The sequence below is a fragment of the Palaeococcus sp. (in: euryarchaeotes) genome, from assembly GCF_053987695.1.
In genome coordinates, this window is the sequence record NZ_JBMXHE010000058.1 from 48,743 (window position 1) to 65,017 (window position 16,275).

Annotated in this window: 16 protein-coding genes, 1 tRNA gene and 1 pseudogene; 10 read left to right on the forward strand and 8 right to left on the reverse strand. The window is 45.6% G+C overall.

What is annotated here, in order from left to right:
- Window positions 1-105 precede the first annotated feature (105 nt).
- A complete protein-coding gene (locus ACXJGZ_RS04715; protein ID WP_293254787.1) occupies window positions 106-804 on the forward strand; it encodes an HAD family hydrolase in 699 nt (232 codons plus the stop codon).
- On the opposite strand, the gene ACXJGZ_RS04720 is transcribed toward ACXJGZ_RS04715, so the two are convergent.
- Window positions 748-1,494 (reverse strand): class I SAM-dependent methyltransferase, encoded by a 747-nt coding sequence (locus ACXJGZ_RS04720; RefSeq protein ID WP_456398396.1) that lies wholly within the window; start codon window positions 1,492-1,494, stop codon window positions 748-750. The genes ACXJGZ_RS04715 and ACXJGZ_RS04720 overlap by 57 nt on opposite strands.
- Before the next feature lie 34 nt (window positions 1,495-1,528).
- Window positions 1,529-1,893: pseudogene (locus ACXJGZ_RS04725) on the reverse strand (M42 family metallopeptidase); the annotation flags it as partial.
- Between the two features lie 249 nt (window positions 1,894-2,142).
- Here ACXJGZ_RS04725 and ACXJGZ_RS04730 point away from each other — a divergent pair.
- Window positions 2,143-2,823 (forward strand): diphthine--ammonia ligase, encoded by a 681-nt coding sequence (locus ACXJGZ_RS04730; protein ID WP_456321689.1) that lies wholly within the window; start codon window positions 2,143-2,145, stop codon window positions 2,821-2,823.
- A complete protein-coding gene (locus tag ACXJGZ_RS04735) occupies window positions 2,820-3,173 on the forward strand; it encodes an Mth938-like domain-containing protein (protein WP_456398397.1) in 354 nt (117 codons plus the stop codon). The genes ACXJGZ_RS04730 and ACXJGZ_RS04735 overlap by 4 nt, the downstream gene beginning before the upstream one ends.
- Here the strand turns inward: ACXJGZ_RS04735 and ACXJGZ_RS04740 are convergent.
- Window positions 3,163-4,659 (reverse strand): permease-like membrane multi-spanning protein, encoded by a 1,497-nt coding sequence (locus tag ACXJGZ_RS04740; RefSeq protein ID WP_456398398.1) that lies wholly within the window; start codon window positions 4,657-4,659, stop codon window positions 3,163-3,165. The two genes, ACXJGZ_RS04735 and ACXJGZ_RS04740, sit on opposite strands and share 11 nt — an antisense overlap.
- Window positions 4,660-4,667: 8 nt before the next feature.
- Entirely contained in the window at window positions 4,668-5,429 is a 762-nt protein-coding gene (locus ACXJGZ_RS04745; protein WP_293254782.1) for an ABC transporter ATP-binding protein, read from the reverse strand.
- A gap of 124 nt (window positions 5,430-5,553) precedes the next feature.
- On the opposite strand from ACXJGZ_RS04745, the gene ACXJGZ_RS04750 reads away from it, so the two are divergent.
- Window positions 5,554-6,783, forward strand: a complete 1,230-nt coding sequence (locus tag ACXJGZ_RS04750) for an MFS transporter (protein WP_456398429.1) — start codon at window positions 5,554-5,556, stop codon at window positions 6,781-6,783.
- Window positions 6,784-6,807: 24 nt separating this feature from the next.
- Complete coding sequence (locus ACXJGZ_RS04755) at window positions 6,808-7,455, forward strand: PHP domain-containing protein (RefSeq protein ID WP_456398431.1); 648 nt, start codon at window positions 6,808-6,810, stop codon at window positions 7,453-7,455.
- On the opposite strand, the gene ACXJGZ_RS04760 is transcribed toward ACXJGZ_RS04755, so the two are convergent.
- On the reverse strand, window positions 7,450-7,788 hold the full coding sequence (locus ACXJGZ_RS04760) for a cupin domain-containing protein (RefSeq protein ID WP_456321686.1): 339 nt from the start codon (window positions 7,786-7,788) through the stop codon (window positions 7,450-7,452). The genes ACXJGZ_RS04755 and ACXJGZ_RS04760 overlap by 6 nt on opposite strands.
- 146 nt (window positions 7,789-7,934) lie before the next feature.
- Here ACXJGZ_RS04760 and ACXJGZ_RS04765 point away from each other — a divergent pair, with 146 nt between their 5' ends.
- From ACXJGZ_RS04765 to ACXJGZ_RS04780, 4 genes are all read left to right on the forward strand, one after another.
- On the forward strand, window positions 7,935-9,305 hold the full coding sequence (locus tag ACXJGZ_RS04765; RefSeq protein WP_456321693.1) for a metallopeptidase TldD-related protein: 1,371 nt from the start codon (window positions 7,935-7,937) through the stop codon (window positions 9,303-9,305).
- A 5-nt stretch (window positions 9,306-9,310) separates the two neighbouring features.
- Window positions 9,311-10,636 (forward strand): TldD/PmbA family protein, encoded by a 1,326-nt coding sequence (locus tag ACXJGZ_RS04770; protein ID WP_456327010.1) that lies wholly within the window; start codon window positions 9,311-9,313, stop codon window positions 10,634-10,636.
- 269 nt (window positions 10,637-10,905) lie between these two features.
- The gene (gene nikR / locus ACXJGZ_RS04775; protein ID WP_293253776.1) at window positions 10,906-11,322 is read left to right on the forward strand and encodes a nickel-responsive transcriptional regulator NikR; all 417 of its coding nucleotides are present in this window, start codon (window positions 10,906-10,908) and stop codon (window positions 11,320-11,322) included.
- A gap of 44 nt (window positions 11,323-11,366) precedes the next feature.
- Window positions 11,367-11,443: transfer RNA gene (locus ACXJGZ_RS04780), tRNA-Thr, on the forward strand.
- Between the two features lie 207 nt (window positions 11,444-11,650).
- Here the strand turns inward: ACXJGZ_RS04780 and ACXJGZ_RS04785 are convergent.
- The 3 genes from ACXJGZ_RS04785 to ACXJGZ_RS04795 form a co-directional block, all read right to left on the reverse strand.
- Window positions 11,651-11,986 (reverse strand): GMC oxidoreductase, encoded by a 336-nt coding sequence (locus ACXJGZ_RS04785; protein ID WP_456321209.1) that lies wholly within the window; start codon window positions 11,984-11,986, stop codon window positions 11,651-11,653.
- A gap of 87 nt (window positions 11,987-12,073) precedes the next feature.
- A complete protein-coding gene (locus ACXJGZ_RS04790) occupies window positions 12,074-12,901 on the reverse strand; it encodes a translation initiation factor eIF-2B alpha/beta/delta subunit family protein (protein ID WP_456398399.1) in 828 nt (275 codons plus the stop codon).
- Window positions 12,902-12,905: 4 nt separating this feature from the next.
- Window positions 12,906-13,664, reverse strand: coding sequence for a molybdopterin-binding protein (locus ACXJGZ_RS04795; protein ID WP_293253018.1), 759 nt, complete (start codon window positions 13,662-13,664; stop codon window positions 12,906-12,908).
- A gap of 100 nt (window positions 13,665-13,764) precedes the next feature.
- Between ACXJGZ_RS04795 and malP the strand changes: the two genes are divergently transcribed.
- Window positions 13,765-16,251: a maltodextrin phosphorylase gene (gene malP / locus ACXJGZ_RS04800; RefSeq protein ID WP_456398400.1), complete on the forward strand. Its 2,487-nt coding sequence runs from the start codon at window positions 13,765-13,767 to the stop codon at window positions 16,249-16,251.
- Window positions 16,252-16,275 lie beyond the last annotated feature (24 nt).

A 16,275-nucleotide genomic window follows, 5' to 3' on the forward strand; every position in this document is an offset into this window, starting at 1 on the left:
TGCTGGGGCAAAAGGGAGAATGAGATTTTTAAATCAGGATGGAACCGGGGATTCGGTCTTCGGAAATCTTAAAAACTCCAGGAAATACTTGCTTTGGTGAGGCATATAATTAGGGCATTGATTTTTGATGTTGATGAAACACTCGTTTATTATGAAGGATATAACCTCGAGGAGTGGTTCGGAAGGTACACCGCCCCAGCCATAAAGCGCCTAGGCATTGAGATTGATGCCGAAACCTACAGGAAGATGACGCGGGGAGAGCTTCCAAGGAGCTATGTGGAACGCTTTGGGGTAAGTCACGTGCTCTTCTGGAAGACAGTGGACGGGGCGAATCTAAAATACCGCATCGAAGCTGCAGAAAGAGGGAAGATAAAGCCCTTTCCCGATGTGGATGCTTTAAAGGAGCTCAAAGACATGGGATTAAAGCTCGCTGCAGTAAGCAACGCCTCCCAGGAGTGCACAGAATTTGTGCTCGACCTCTTTAAGTTGAGGAGATACTTCGATGCTGTTTTTGGAAAGGATTACTCATATCTGGATGGTGCAAAACCCAGCCCCTATTTGATAGAAAAATCTCTCAAAACCCTAAAAATCTCCCCGGAGGAAGCCCTCGTGGTGGGGGATTCAAAATCGGACGTCCTTGCGGCACACAGGGCAGGGGTCAAAGCAGTTCAGATAGTGAGGTTTGAAAAAGTTGAAAATGCGGATTATTATGTAAAGACCCTCTGGCAGCTCCTTGAACTCGTGGAATCACTTAACTCCGACCAGCCAGAACCTTCGGGCATTTCCTCCAAGCTCCCTCTTTAAATCCCCATAGATCTTCACATCACTGAAGTACTCCCTTGCGAGGAGCCTCATTTCCCTGGGAGTGTACAGATTCAGTATGTCGTGCACGTAAAATGCTCTAACCTCCCCGCTCGGCTTGAGTATTTGAACCAGACGTTTAAAATGGAGCCTTTGAGAGGCATTTTCGAGCTCACGCCAGTCCGTTATTATCAATGTCTCATCTCCCCTTTTCTCATCCCATACGAAGGGCCCGCTGCTCTTCATTACAAGAGGATTTGGAAAATCCGCTATGAAGACCCCTCCCTCTCTAATGGCGCCGACCACAGAGGAAAAGAGTCTCTTTATAGCATCCTCATCAAAATACATGATGCTCGAGAAGAACATCGTTGCGGCATCGAACTCCTCCCTAAAGGCTATTTCCAGAGCATCTCCCTGCATGAAGCTCACGTTCTGGCAGTTTTTCGCTTTTCTCCGGGCAACTTCAAGCATCTCCTCATGGAGATCCACACCCAGGACTTCATAACCTCTCCCCACCATCTCAAGGGTTGGAATACCCGTACCGCATGCCAGATCCAGGACTTTTTTGACCTCTCTTTTGGCATCTTCCATAAAGATGCTCTCCACAAAGTCGATTTCCTTTTCTATGTCCTGCACCCGACGGCTGTAAATTGCATCATAATATCCGGCTAAAACTGTGTAAAGCTCGTGCATCCAATCACCGACAAAAAAAAAGGGTGAAGAAATTTTAAAGTTTATCCCCAATATAGGCTCGTATAAGATCCTTCGTGGCAAGCAAACCTTTAATGTGCGTCCTTTCCATCCCATGGCTCGCATGGACACCCTGACCGATGAGCGCCACTCTAACATCCCATCCTGCCCTTAATGCTGCCGAACCATCGGAGCCGTAGTAGGGAAAGACATCCACAACATGTGGAATTTCCCTCTTCTCTGCCAGCTCTATAAGCCTCGTCGTCATTTCATAGTCATGGGGACCGCTTGAATCCTTTGCGGCTATTGAAACGGCCGTCTCTTTGCCTGCGGCCCCATATCCACAACAAGAAGTTCCCTCATGCTCTCTGGATAGCCAGTGGAACCGCCGTGCCCCACCTCGGGGTTCGAGGAACTCTTTCTAACGGGTTCCCTAATGAGAACCTCCCCACCCTCATTGGAACCCTCACAAAGGTGGGGAGGTCAGAAAAGGCTCATCCCCCTCCCACAATTCGTTTCAGTACGAAACCCGTGCCTATTATCCCGAGCATTTCATATATGTTCATGCTCTAGAGTGAAGGGCAATGGTTTAAAAGTTTATACCGGCGGCAGGTTTAAAAGTTCCTCAAGAAAGCTTAATCCGGGGGGAACATGAAAATAGCGGCACTCTTTTCAGGAGGCAAGGACTCCACATATGCCCTCTACTGGGCGTTGAAGCAGGGGTTCGATGTGAAATATCTGGTGAGCATGCACTCGGAGAGCGACGAGAGCTATATGTATCACGTCCCCAACATACACCTCACCGAGCTTCAGGCTAGAGCAATAGGAATTCCCCTCGTCAGGGGCTTCACGAGCGGAGAGAAGGAGAAGGAAGTCGAGGACTTAAAGCGCATTCTGGAGAACCTCGATATCGATGGTGTGGTGGCGGGAGCCCTTGCGAGCAGATACCAGAGGGATAGGATAGAGAGGATTTGCAGGGAACTCGGGATAGAAGCCTTTTCACCCCTCTGGCACATCGACCCTGAGGAATATTTAAAAAAACTCGTTGGAGAGGGCTTCGATGTCGTAATCGTCGGGGTGTCAGCATACGGTCTCGATGAGAAGTGGCTTGGAAGGAGGATAGATGAGAGGACTATAGCCGACTTAAAGAGGCTCCATGAGAAGTATGGAATACACATCGGGGGCGAAGGTGGGGAATTTGAAACATTCGTAAGGGACGCCCCGTTCTTCAAATCCCGGATAGTTTTTGATGAAATTGAGAAACATTTTGACCCCTACTCATACTCAGGTATTTTGAGGGTTAAAAAAGCCCATCTGGAGGCGAAGGGATGATTGAGAGGGTGGAATTTGGGAGGATTCTGATAGATGGTGTGGAGTATGTGCATGATATTGTGATATACCCCTCGGGGAAAATAGAAGAGCGGAAGAAGTGGCTCTCAAAGAAAAAGCATGGTACCAGCCATAGGCTCGATCCCGAAGAACTGAAGGAGTACTTAAAGGAAGACTTCGATGTTCTCATTGTTGGTACCGGAATCTACGGTTTCCTGAGCCTCCTTCCGGAGAGCAGAGAATTCGTCAAGAATAAGGAGATCATTGAAAGACCAACCCCTGAAGCGGTAAAGCTCTTCAATGAGCTCAAAGGGGAGAAGAGGGTTCTTGGAATATTTCACATCACCTGCTAACTCCGAGTGCATACAGAAGTACTGCTATCAAAATCGCATCGATTCCGTAGCTTAAAGGAAGACCTTTCAAGAGCCCCAGAAGAACCAGGGGGGCTCCTAGAAGGGCATAGGCTACCCCAACTATTATGAAGAGAACAATGATATGTCCGAAGTTGACTTCGGAAATTCCTATCTCTTCTGCCTTGTAATGGAAGAAGTAAAGCATGACTATGAGGGAAGACGTCAGTGGAAGCATTAACGCATAGGGCAGGAGATAAACCGCTTTGATCCCGTTGAAGTAGTAGGTTACCCCAAGAACTAGAAGTAAGATTATTGAAGGCACAGTGCTCATTGAGAGCGCCTTGCTCAGGGCATAAGTGCCCTTTTTAAGGGGAAGTGTCCTGAGGAAATCAAGCGTTTTTCCTTCAACCTTTAAAATAGCATCTGCCCCTGCAGTTGACATAAAACCAACCGTGAAGAATAACGCAGTCGCATCCGAGAGAGCAAAATTTCCACTTTGAATTCCCATTATGAGCTGGGGCAGGGCAAAGTAGAGGGGAACCAAAAATCCCGTTAACATTGCTGTTTTTCTGAATATTATCCTCAAATCCTTGGAAACCAATGCGAAGAGGCTCCCGCCTTTAGAGGGTCTGAATTTTGAGAATTTCTGAGCCGATGAGATTACTTCAGGCTCGATTATCTTCGACCATGTCCTCCTTATGACCACCACATAGAGGGAGCCAAAGATTACGGAGTACACCGCGAGGAGGAGGAAGCTCTTAAATGGTTCAAATATTGATGCTATCGTGAAGGGATATGCAAGGGAGTATCTGCCCATAAAGGAGGCAAGATATTCGCTGTGAGCCTTTATGTAGTTCTGGGCATATGCCATCACGTAGAAGACACCCATGTAAAGCATCAGGGCAAATATTTTGAAGAGGTTCTTCAACGAGTGACCCCTTCCCTTCCTCTGACTGACCTTCAAGCCAAAGAAGGTTAAAATCAGAAGCCCGAGGGTATGTCCAATGAAAACGCCGAGGATCATCCACAATAGGGCTAAAATTCCACTGATGGGGTACTTCACAATGACCACGAGAATGCTCGGAAGGACTATGGAAAAGGAGGGAATTAAATCAATCGACAGGAGCTCGCTTAAGTATAGGGCTCCAACTCTCAGCGGAAGCACCTTTAAAGGTTCAAATAGGCCCAGAGAAAGCACATAGGATGACTGAACAGCGGTTACGTATATCCCGAATATGAAAGGTATCAAGGCGAGGGATGCCAGCAGCGAGGTTATTACATACTTTTCGGGACTGATTGCTATTCCCATGGCGGACATCGCACCAAAGGCGAGAAAGGCTATGGATTGCATCCCCACACTCCTCTTCATGTTGAGGGATGTTTTGAGTTGCTTCCTAAACCTGCGCTCATTATTTGCGACCAGAGGATTTCTCTTCACAATTTGATAATGGAGCTCCCGGTAGAGTATCTTCACGATTTCAAACATGAGACCACCTAGAGGGCTTCTTTCAGTGCCTGGACGATATTGTAAACCTCATCCTTACTCTCCGTCAGCTTCAGGAAGACGTCTTCAAGGTTCTCCTCATGTGCCTTGCTCTTGAGCTCCTCTATGGTTCCCTCAGCAATTATATTTCCCTGATATATCACACCGACCCTGTCGCATATCATTTCGGCGAGAGGCAGCACGTGGGTTGAGAAGACTATGCTTTTACCCTGTCGCTTGAATTCAATCAAAAGCTCCCTTAAAATGCGTGCGCTCTTGGGATCCAGACCGTTCATTGACTCATCCATCACAAGAATCTTAGGGTCATGAAGGAGAGCAGTTATGAGGGATACCTTCTGCTGTGTCCCAAAGCTCAGAGTCCCTATGAACTGTTCGAGGTATTCCTCTATCTCAAATGCCCTAACAAAGTAGTTCACTCTGTCCTCCAGCTTATCTTTAGGGATGCCTCTTATACCCCCAACGAAATTGAATAGTTCACTGGGAGTTAAGCTCTCATAGAGGACGGGAGTCTCCGGTACATATCCCACGATTTCCTTCACTCTTATGGGATCTTTTGCAACGTTTATTCCACCAACGAGAACCCTACCCCTGGTGGGTCTCAAAATTCCGGATAGGATTTTCATCGTAGTTGATTTACCGCTTCCGTTGGGACCCAAAAGGCCATAAATCTCCCCATCGTGAACCGTGAAGCTTATACCATTGACAGCAACCTTTGAGCCAAATTTCTTGACGAGTCCCTCAACTTCAATCATTCCACCCACCGTTGGTATATGGAGGACACTTAACTTAATAAAGGTTACTCCAACATTAAGGTGTTCAAAAGTGCTCACAAAATTAAAGCCCATTGAGCACTCAGAAAGGGTTTAGGTGGTGGTAATGCTCAACAGAAACTTCTGGCTCTACACCATAGGACGCTTCATATCTCAGATAGGATGGGCAGTGCAGGATGTGGCTTTACCTCTCTATGTCCTCGATCAAACCAAAAGCGGGGCAATGATGAGCGTTTTCGTCATGGCTGAACTTGTTCCACGGCTTATTTTAAATCCCATTGCAGGTGTTGTGGGAGATCGTTATAACAGAAAAGCTCTTATGGTATGGCTGGACATAGCGAGAGGCATCCTCCTTTTTTCGATAATATGGTTAAATCTTCTGGATTTAAAGTCGCTCTTGATAGTTCAAATCCTAATGAGCATTCTAGGAACGTTCTTCTCCGCCGGGATAAGCGCGATGTATCCCGATTTGGTGGAGAAAGAAGAGCTTGCAAAGGCCAATTCAATAATCCAGAGTGCAGGAATAGTCACGAGGATAGCGGGTCCCATAATGGGAGGTGTACTCTATGCCTTTGGTGGCATCAGGCTCGCCATACTCATAAATGCAATCTCATTTTTCGGATCCGGGCTGTTCGAGATGCTAATCCACTACGAATGGGAGAGCAGAAAAATCGGGAATGTCGGGGAAGTCTGGGAGGATTTAAAGGAAGGATTATCGTTCTTAAAGGCAAGGAAATCCATAAGCCTCCTTCTAATTTACGCCCTGATACTAAATTTCCTCTTCAATCCCATAGGTGCCGTGGTCCTTCCCTATCTCTACCGTGTCCAGTTCGGCTTCTCATCAACCCAGTTTGGCTCCCTTGAGACGGCGTTCATGGTGGGTATGCTCCTTGGAAACATGCTTATAATGGGAAAGCTCGGCTCCAGAGCTGAAAACCTGCTCTTTAAGTGTCTCTTCGGGGAGCTCATACTTGCAGGGATTATGACACTCCTTGCGTCTCCCTATGTGAGGATGGAGACATGGCAGCTGTACCTTTCCTTCGTTGCGGTTCAGGTGCCCTTTGGGATCACGAACGCCCTCGTAAACGTCCCCATAATGACGAAGCTTCAAAAAATGGTTCCCAGCGAACTCAGGGGAAGGGTTTTCTCGGTCTTTGAGCTCCTCGCCATGGGTACGACACCCCTAGGCATGGGGATTGTTGGAGTAGCGATGAAATACTTAGAGGCATACCAGCTGATGGCTGTGGCAACCATAGGCGGTGTGATCATAACGGTATATTATATGCTAAACTACGCCACCATAATAATTGGAGAGAGGGAGGGTGAACCTTTTTAATTCCCCCTCCTACCTTATACCATGATGGACCTCCATACTCACACAAAATTCTCGGATGGTATAGGGGAAGTGTGGGACAACGCAGCCTATGGAGCCCTAAATGGCATTAGACTTGTAGGGATAAGCGATCACATTCATTACTTGAGCTTTACAAACCTGAACCACTACTTGAAGGATATTGAGAGAGCCCGAGAAGAGAGTGAAATACCAATTCTAGCAGGGATAGAAGCCAATATAATGGAAACAGGGGTTGACATAACCGATGAAATAAGGGGAAGGCTTGATTACGCTATTGCATCCGTCCATTTATGGTTCAACCCCGGGGAGAGCTGGAAGTACGTGGAGCTCGTTAAACTGGCGATTCAGGATAAAAACATCGACATAATAGGGCATTTTGGAAATGTTTTTCCCTACATAGGATACCCCTCGAGGGAAGAGATCATGGAAGTTATAGAGATTGCAGAAGCCCATGGGAAAGCCTTTGAGATAAGCTCACGCTACAGGGTGCCGGAGCTTGATTTTATAAGGGAGTGCATTAAACGGGGCGTAAAGCTCGTATTTGCAAGCGATGCCCATCAGCCGGAGGATGTGGGGAAAATCAGATGGAGTGAGAAAATTTTTAAAAGAGCAGGTGGAAGAAAGGAAGATCTCCTTTTCAGCGAACTCCTATAGCCAGACCGTGTCCTCCCCTTCGTAATTTAACTTAACCACGAACAGTCTGAACGGCTCTTTTTTATTATTGCTCACCCAGTGAACCGTTTTCGGTTTGACGAGGAAGATATCTCCAGGTGTAGCTTCGTATGTGCTCTTACCTATGCCGAGCTCCGCCTTTCCTTCGATTACATAGAATATTTCATATTGTATTTTATGATAGTGCTTTCCAACGATCTGCCCGGGTTTTATTTCCACGATCTGGGCAAAGCTCTTCTCCGGAAGATCATCCTCAAAGAGGGGACATTTTCTGTAGGTGCCCCTATCCACAAAGTTCCCGCACTTGGCTTTCATATTTCCACCTGAGTAATCCTTTTTTACTTCCCTAAAAAGACTTCTTTAAGATGTCCATTTTAGTGTTTAAATATAGACAAAAACCTTTTATAAGTAAATCATCTTAAATTCCCAGTGGATGCACAAAATCGATTCTGGTGATGGATATGCAGGAAGAACTTGAAAAAGCCCTCAACTGGGCGATGAATAATTTAAAAGCGGAATACGTGGAATTGAGGTATGAGAATCTGAAGAAAAACAATCTGGAGCTCAAAGATGGGACATTCACAACCTTTGCAGGGAAGGTTCAAGAAGGAATTGCTATCAGGATCCTGACGGATGGAGCTTGGGGATTCTCTTCTACAAATAGGATTGAGAATTTAAGGCAAGCCATAGAGGAGGCTTACAAGCTTGCAAAAGCCACAGCACAGGCAAAGAAAGAAAAAATTCAGCTTGCTGATATAAAGCCCCATGAAGATTTTGTAAAGAGCAAGATGAAGATAAAACCCAAAGAGGTCTCAATCGAGGAAAAAGTTGAACATATGAGGGAACTGGAAAAGCTCCTCAAAGAGGACAGGAGCATAAAATCAACTCAGATTAGGTACGAGGATGCCAGCGGAGAAAAGATACTCCTGACAAACGAAGGAACAAACATAAGATGGGATGTGAACTACATAGTTCAATACATATGGGCAACGGGAAAGAGAGGGGATAAGCTAGCCGCTGGAAGGGACTCCATAGGAACAGTAGATTATGGATGGGAGATATTTAAAGATGAACAGCCAAACGAAAAAGTTGCCCAGAGGGTTTTGAGGAAGCTGCACTCCCAGCTTGAGGGGGTTGCCCCAAAAAGGGGTGAATTCCCAATAGTTGCCGGCCCGATTGTGGTTGGTATAATAGCCCATGAGGCACTGGGGCACCTGGCGGAAGCTGATTTAACGATAAATTCACCATTCAAGGATCTCATGGGGAAGGAGATAGCCCCGGAGTATGTAACGATGAGTGAGCGTTACGTTGATGGAGGCTTCGGAAATGACAGGTATGATGACGAGGGAGTCCCATTTAAGAACATCAACATAATTAAGGACGGAGTTTTGAATGAGATAATGCTCAACCGTGAATACGCTCACAAATGGAACATGGAACCAAACGGACATGCTAGGGCCGAGAACTACACTTATCCGCCAATAATTAGGATGCGCAACACAATATTCGAGCCGAAGGATTGGAGCTTTGAGGAGATGATAGAGGACATAAAATTCGGTTACTACGTGGTGGACTTTAGAGGGGGACAGGCACAGCTCAATTCAGCTTTCCAGGTCGGAGTTCAAGAAGGGTATATTATAGAGAATGGGGAAATAACGAAATCAATAAGAGATACGTCAATAAGCGGAATAGCCATAGATGCCTTGAAAAAGATAACGGCAGTGGGAAAGGACTTTGGAATTGAAACCGGCTTCTGCGGGAAGGGACAAACGGCTTTCGTGAGCTCAGGTGGTCCCCACATGCGCTTTGATGGAGGAATTATAATCGGGTGAGGAAGATGGAGGAGCTACTTAGATATGGTGAAAGGTTTTTCGACGAGCTTGAGATTGCAGTTTACAGGAACCGGGAGATCGGTGTTAATATAGAGCTCAACGAACTCTCAATGTCAGCCGTAAGGGAAAGGACGATCACGATAATAAGGGGAATAAAGAACAGGAGCCTTGGACTTGCAATAATAGACAGCGAAGACGGAAAAAGAATAAAGGAGGGGATAGAACGGGCTTACAGGATGGCAAAGCTCAACAGCCAAGATAAACGTTGGAAATCCCTCCCGAGCCCCGGAGAGTACAGAAAGCCAAGGAAGATAAACGAGGAATTGAAGGATGTTTCTCCCGACTACTTCGTGGAATTAGCCAAGAGAGGTATTAAACTTGCTCTGGAAAAAGATAAGAACATTGTCGTTGCAGGTGGAGGGGGAGGCGTTGAATGGTCAGAGGAAAGAATAACGAACTCCCAGGGAGTAGATGTTATTCAAGAAGGAGGAGGTGCCTATATATACTTCGAGCTCATTGGCATGAAGGAAGGCAAAGTAACACCAGGGATATTCGATTTTGATGCAAAATTAAGCCTAGATCTCAATGTGGAGATGGCTGTTGAAAATGCTGCAAGGAAAGTTAAATGGGCTTACACTGTTGAAAAGAGCAAAACAGAGGAAACGAAGGTCATAGTTGAACCGTGGGCTCTTTCAATGCTCTTTCAATACACCATATTCCCTGCATTCAGCGGCGAACGCCTTATAAAAGGCACCACACCTTTAGCCAGCAAAGTCGGTGAAAGTGTGGCAAGTGAACTTCTGACAATTTATGATGACCCTCTCCATGAGATGAGCCTAAACCCAAGAATAGCCGACGGGGAAGGTGTTCCCACGAGGAAGAATGTTCTAATTGAGAAAGGAAAGTTCAAAGGATTCCTGTGGGACAACTACTGGGCAAAGATTAAGGGCACAGAAAGTACCGGGAGTGGTATTAGGAACCCAAGCACCGGAGGAATAAGCATAGGGATGCATAATGCCGTTATCGAAAAGGGCAAGAAGAGCCTTGAGGATATGATAGGTGAGATAGAGCACGGTTATCTTGTGGATGGATTTCAAGGCGCACACTCAAGCAATCCGGACAACGGAAACTTTGCCGTCGTTGCAAATCCCGCGTTTATAATCGAAGATGGAGAAATCAAGGGCTCAACGGTCTTCATGATGAGCGGCAACGTCTACGACCTCTTAAACCAGGTATACGAAATAAGCAAAGAGCAGAAGGCAATCCCCTTCATGGGAACCGTGATCTCTCCATCCATAGCCTTTGAGAACGTGAGGATCGCCGGGAAGTGAGCTTTTACTCTTTTATTTTCAGGATCAGGAGTTCATTTTCTTTCGTTCCCACTATACCCCGGTTAATGACCCCAATGATTTTGATTTTTTCGAGTTCGTAGGTTTTATTCGCCAATGGCATGTGGATTAGTGTTTTAGTCCCATCGTACCGCACCAGGAGGAAATCATCTCCTTTACAAAGACATGTTAAAACATCACACTCAATGCCGAGATGAAATAATAATGCTTAATCTTTTAAACAAAAAACTCCAATATAAACCGGTGGGAGCATGAAGATTGTGCGCTTTGGTGTTTCGATTCCCGAAGATCTGCTCAAGAAGTTTGACGACATAATAGATGAAAAAGGCTATGCCAACAGGAGCGAGGCGATAAGGGATCTCATAAGAGACTTCATAGTAAGGCATGAGTGGGAGGTTGGAGATAAGGAGGTTGCCGGAACCATCACCATCGTTTACAACCACGATGAAGCCGACGTGGTGGAAGAACTCCTCGACATGCAACATGAGTATGTGAATAACATCATCTCAAGCATCCACGTTCATATGGATGAGCATAATTGCCTTGAGGTAATAATCGTCAAAGGACGCGCCAGCGATGTTAAAACTATAGCCGAGCGTTTGATAAGCCTAAAAGGTGTGAAGCACGGCAAGCTCGTTATGAGCACTACCGGGAGAGAGCTCGTCTAATTTCGAAAAAGTTATAAACTCTCTACCATCCTAATCTTTTGAGTGCCGGGGTAGCCTAGCTCGGCAGGGCGGCGGACTCGTAATCCGCAGGTCCCGGGTTCAAATCCCGGTCCCGGCTCCATCTATGAGTGATGCTTCTCAACCCCAAATTCTCCTGAGATCAAGCATTTCCTTGTGAGCATACTCCCGTATGATGGCACTCTCATCTTTGCTCACCTTTCTCCAAAACTTCAAACTCTCCAAATCGAACATCTCACCACCTCATATTAATATGGGGTGTTCAAAATAGAAGGGAGTGGTGGACAAAAATGGACAAAATTAAAAAGAATCAGTGAGCTAGGGATTTTCCGAGCCACTTAGCTAACGCCACTATTGTTAAAATTGGTGGCAATCCGGGAGCCTTTGGCAAAACACTTCCATCACAGACGTAGAGATTTCTTATCTTCGTTTCAAGGTTCCCATCTACAACCTGTCCAATGGAAGCTACTCCACCAACGTGCGCCCCCTGAGGCTTTGAAACGAATATGGATTTAGGATCCGCTCCTATTTTTTCCAATATTTCCTTTGCTATGGCCGAGCCCTCATTTATCCTCTTCCAATCGTCCTTGGTTACTGCTTTTGAAACACTTCCATCGGGATAAAACCAACCCCAACATCTGCCGATTTGGAAAAAGTTATTTAGAAGGAGTGAATTGAGTCACTGTTAATCAGACTTTAAACTATATACGGGTTTTGATGGATGACACAATTTTCATAGTTCCTTAGGAGGAACAAGGATTCCAAACTCTGTTATTATTCCCCGTATATATCGCCAAGGAGTTATATCAAAAAGGTAGTTCCTTACCAAAAAATGGTTCCTCTTAAATTTACGCTCAACTATCTCAACTTCCGCCGCATTAAGCTTTGGATGGATTTTGAAGCTTTCAGCGGCAGCATAAAGAGGAACACCACTATCATGACAGGCTAAAGCTAAAAGATATGTGCCCGCTTTATTAATAACGCTGCCATCCCTGGTGATATTATCGGCACCCACAAGGGCAAATGTGGCATTTTTCGCAAAGAGTCCCATCTGGGCATCCGTTATTATCTCAAAGGGTATTCCGATTGATTCAAGCTCCTTTGCGAGAGTCAGACCTTCATAATCAGGTGCACTCTCCGTGAGGATAACCCTAAAACGCTTTCCCTTTCTACTCGCAACCTTAAAAATCTCCAGAACAGTTGAAGAGAACGAGTGTGTAATTATTACATCCCCGTCATCTATGAGCTCGCTTCCTATGTTGCCTATTTCCCGCCTGGCTTCTTCACTCAGCTTCATGAACTCAAGTGCTTTTGACTTTACAAACTCTCTATTCGGTGAAGATTTTATAAATTCAGTCAGATTGTAGAGGGAAGCCATGGTCGGGTTTACAGCCCGAATTTCTTTTCCAAGTTCTTCCATGGCACTTAAAAGTTCTTCTCCTTCTAGGAGCCCAGCCAACTCTAGATAAGCCTCAGCGCCCCTCTTAGCTAGATATGAAGCCCCCATAATCCTCTCTTCGCGCATCTCTTCAATTATCTTCCTAACCTGTAAAGGAAGCATTCAATCACCAGCCTTCCTCAAATCTAATCCCCTTTTTCTCCATGAACCTTTTAGCCTTTTCTATAACCTCCTCGTTTTCTCCAAATAGAATTATGCCTATATACCTCCCAAAACCTTTAGGAGAGGAATGGATCCTGACATTAAATCTCTTCAGGGTTTCAATCAAAAGGGGTGCCAGCTTTGATTCATCCGTTATCTCCGCTAAAAGCTTTTTCTGGATGAATTTTTTCTCTCCAAGACGGGGCAAGACCTCATTTTCGAGCATTGCCTTCATTTCGCGCGGCATTCCTGGGAGGATGAATATTCTGACTCCCCTCTCAACTAAGTACACGCCTGGAGCCGCCCCCACGGCATTCCTCAAAATTTCGGCTCCTTCTGGGATATACGCCATTTTCTTACGCGCTTCATTGAGGGAGGGGTCATCAATAAGTCCCTTTTCATACAGCTCTATGTAAAATCTCTCAATCCTTTTCAGTGCTTCTTCACTCAAAATCAGCTTTTTTCCTAATGCTTTTGCAACAGCCATTACCGTAACATCATCATGGGTCGGTCCCAAACCACCAGAAATTATCAAAACCTCAGGTCTTCTCTCTAAAATCTCTTCTATGACCTCGGCAATATCCTCAATATTATCGCCAACTGTAGTTTTCCTCCTCACCCAATAGCCGCGCTCCGTGAGTTTTTGAGCTATAAAGGATGAATTGCTGTCCACGGTGTTTCCGCTTAAAAGCTCATCCCCTATTGTGAGTATTTCGGCGAACATATCAATCCCCTGAACATTTTCAAGCTTCCCCTTAATAAGTTAAGCGGAAGTCTTTTAATGTATCACCCCCAATGAGTGGATAGTTTAAGAGGTGATTGTGATGGAAAGTAAGATTGAATCAAAGCTTCCCGAGAATTTAAAGGGGCTCGCAGAGCTTGCATACAACTACTGGTGGACATGGTCAAGAACTGCTATGCGCCTCTGGGAGGTTGTAGATAAAGAGAACTGGGCCGAATACAAAAATCCTGTTAAACTCCTTCTAGAAACACCTAAAGAAAGGCTTGAAGAGCTTGCAAGCGATGATGATTTTCTGAATCTCTATGAGCTAATTATGAACCGATTTAACTCTTATATGACCCCCGAAAGCACATGGTTTTCGATTAACTATCCCAAGTGGGACAAGCCAATTGTCTATCTATGCATGGAATATGGGATAAGCAAAAGCCTCCCCATCTATTCGGGAGGATTAGGAATTCTAGCGGGCGATCACGTGAAGACGGCAAGCGATTTGGGGCTCCCCTTCATTGCCATTGGGTTACTCTACAAACATGGTTATTTCAAGCAGGAAATTGATAGGGATGGAATGCAGATTGAAGTCTTTCCTGAGTATAAAATCGAAGAGATGCCCCTCAAACCGATTCTAAAAGAAAACGGAGAGCCTCTTCTTGTAGAAGTTCCAATTGAAGATAGATTCGTCTATGCAAGGGCATTTGAAGTCAACGTAGGCCGCGTTAAACTGTATCTTCTTGACACTGATGTGAAGGAGAACAGCAAAGATGATAGAACGATATGTGATTATCTGTACAATGCCGAGCTCGATAAGAGAATCAAACAGGAAATACTGCTGGGCATAGGTGGGATGAGACTTTTAAAGGCGCTGAACATTAAACCCGGTGTTATACATCTAAACGAGGGGCATCCTGCCTTTGCAAACCTCCAGAGGATTGAATGGTACATGGAAGAGGGGCTGACTTTTCTCCAAGCATTAAGCTTTGTCCGGAGCACTACGGTGTTTACCACACACACTCCCGTTCCTGCTGGACACGATAGATTTCCAATAAAAGAAGTGGAGAAGAGGCTTGAGAAGTTTCTTGAGGGGTTTGATAAGGAAAAATTCATGGAGCTAGGTCGTGAGGGTGACCAGTTTAACATGACACTCCTCTCCATAAGAACCTCCAGCCATGTGAATGGTGTCAGCAAGCTCCATGCGGAAGTCAGCAAAAAGATGTGGAAGGACTTGTGGAAGGGTGTTCCCCTGGATGAGATCCCAATCGAGGGTATTACAAATGGAGTCCACACCCACACGTGGCTTCAAAAAGACCTGAAGAGGCTCTTCGACAGGTATATAGGCAAGAGCTGGAGGGAATACCCAAATATTCAGGGTATATGGTACGCAGTTGAGAGGATACCAAATGAGGAGCTCTGGAAGGCTCACTTAAAGGCCAAGAGGGAGTTCATCGAAGTTTTGAGGAGAAAGATAAAGCAGCGGAATGAGCGCTTGGGAATAGATGAAGCCCTCCCGGAGATAGATGAGAACGCCCTCATAATCGGATTTGCAAGGAGGTTCGCAACATATAAGAGGGCAACCCTTCTCCTGAGTGATCTGGAGAGACTTAAAAAAATAGTGAATAACCCCAAGAGACCCGTCTACATAGTATACGGAGGAAAGGCACATCCCATGGATGAGGCGGGCAAAGAGTTCCTTAGAAGAGTTTATGAAATTTCCCAGATGCCGGAATTCAAAGGGAAGATAATAATCTTTGAAAATTATGACATGGGAAGCGCTAGGGCTATGGTGGCGGGCGTCGATGTATGGCTCAACACTCCCAGAAGACCCCTGGAAGCCAGCGGAACCAGTGGAATGAAAGCAGGATTAAACGGGGTTTTGAATCTGAGCGTATACGATGGATGGTGGGTAGAAGGATACAACGGAAGAAATGGGTGGGTAATAGGCGACGAAACATACGAGCCCGAGAGCGAAGCCGACGACCCCAAAGATGCCCAGAGGCTCTATGAGCTCCTGGAAATGGAGGTAATCCCAACCTATTACGAAAACAGGGACAAATGGATTTCAATGATGAAGGAGAGCATTAAAACCATAGCCCCACGGTTCAGCACCCACAGAATGGTGAAGGAGTATATGGACAGGTTCTATTCACGGGCAATGGGCAATGGAATAACTTTTGAGAGGGACAACTACCAGGTAACTAGGGAGATAGCCGCATGGAAGGAGAAGGTTATGAGGTCATGGGATAAGGTCAAAATTGAGAGCATAATAACGTACAACGCCAGTGAAGCTGAAATTATCGTCAATCTCGATGGATTGACCCCCGATGATGTGAAAGTGGAAATATACTGTGGTGTCACATCCGAAGGATACTACATAGAGAAGCCACACATTCAAGAGTTAAGACACCCGGAGGAGCTTGGAAATGGAAGATGGAAGTATGCGTACGAAGGGAATGCTCTGAAGAACCTGGGACATCCCTGCTGGCACTATGCAATAAGGGTTTATCCACACCATGAAAAGCTTTCCCATAAATTCCTGCTTGGCCTGATAAAATGGAAGAGCTTCTTCGAGCACTGAATTTTATTTTTTTCTATAAAATTT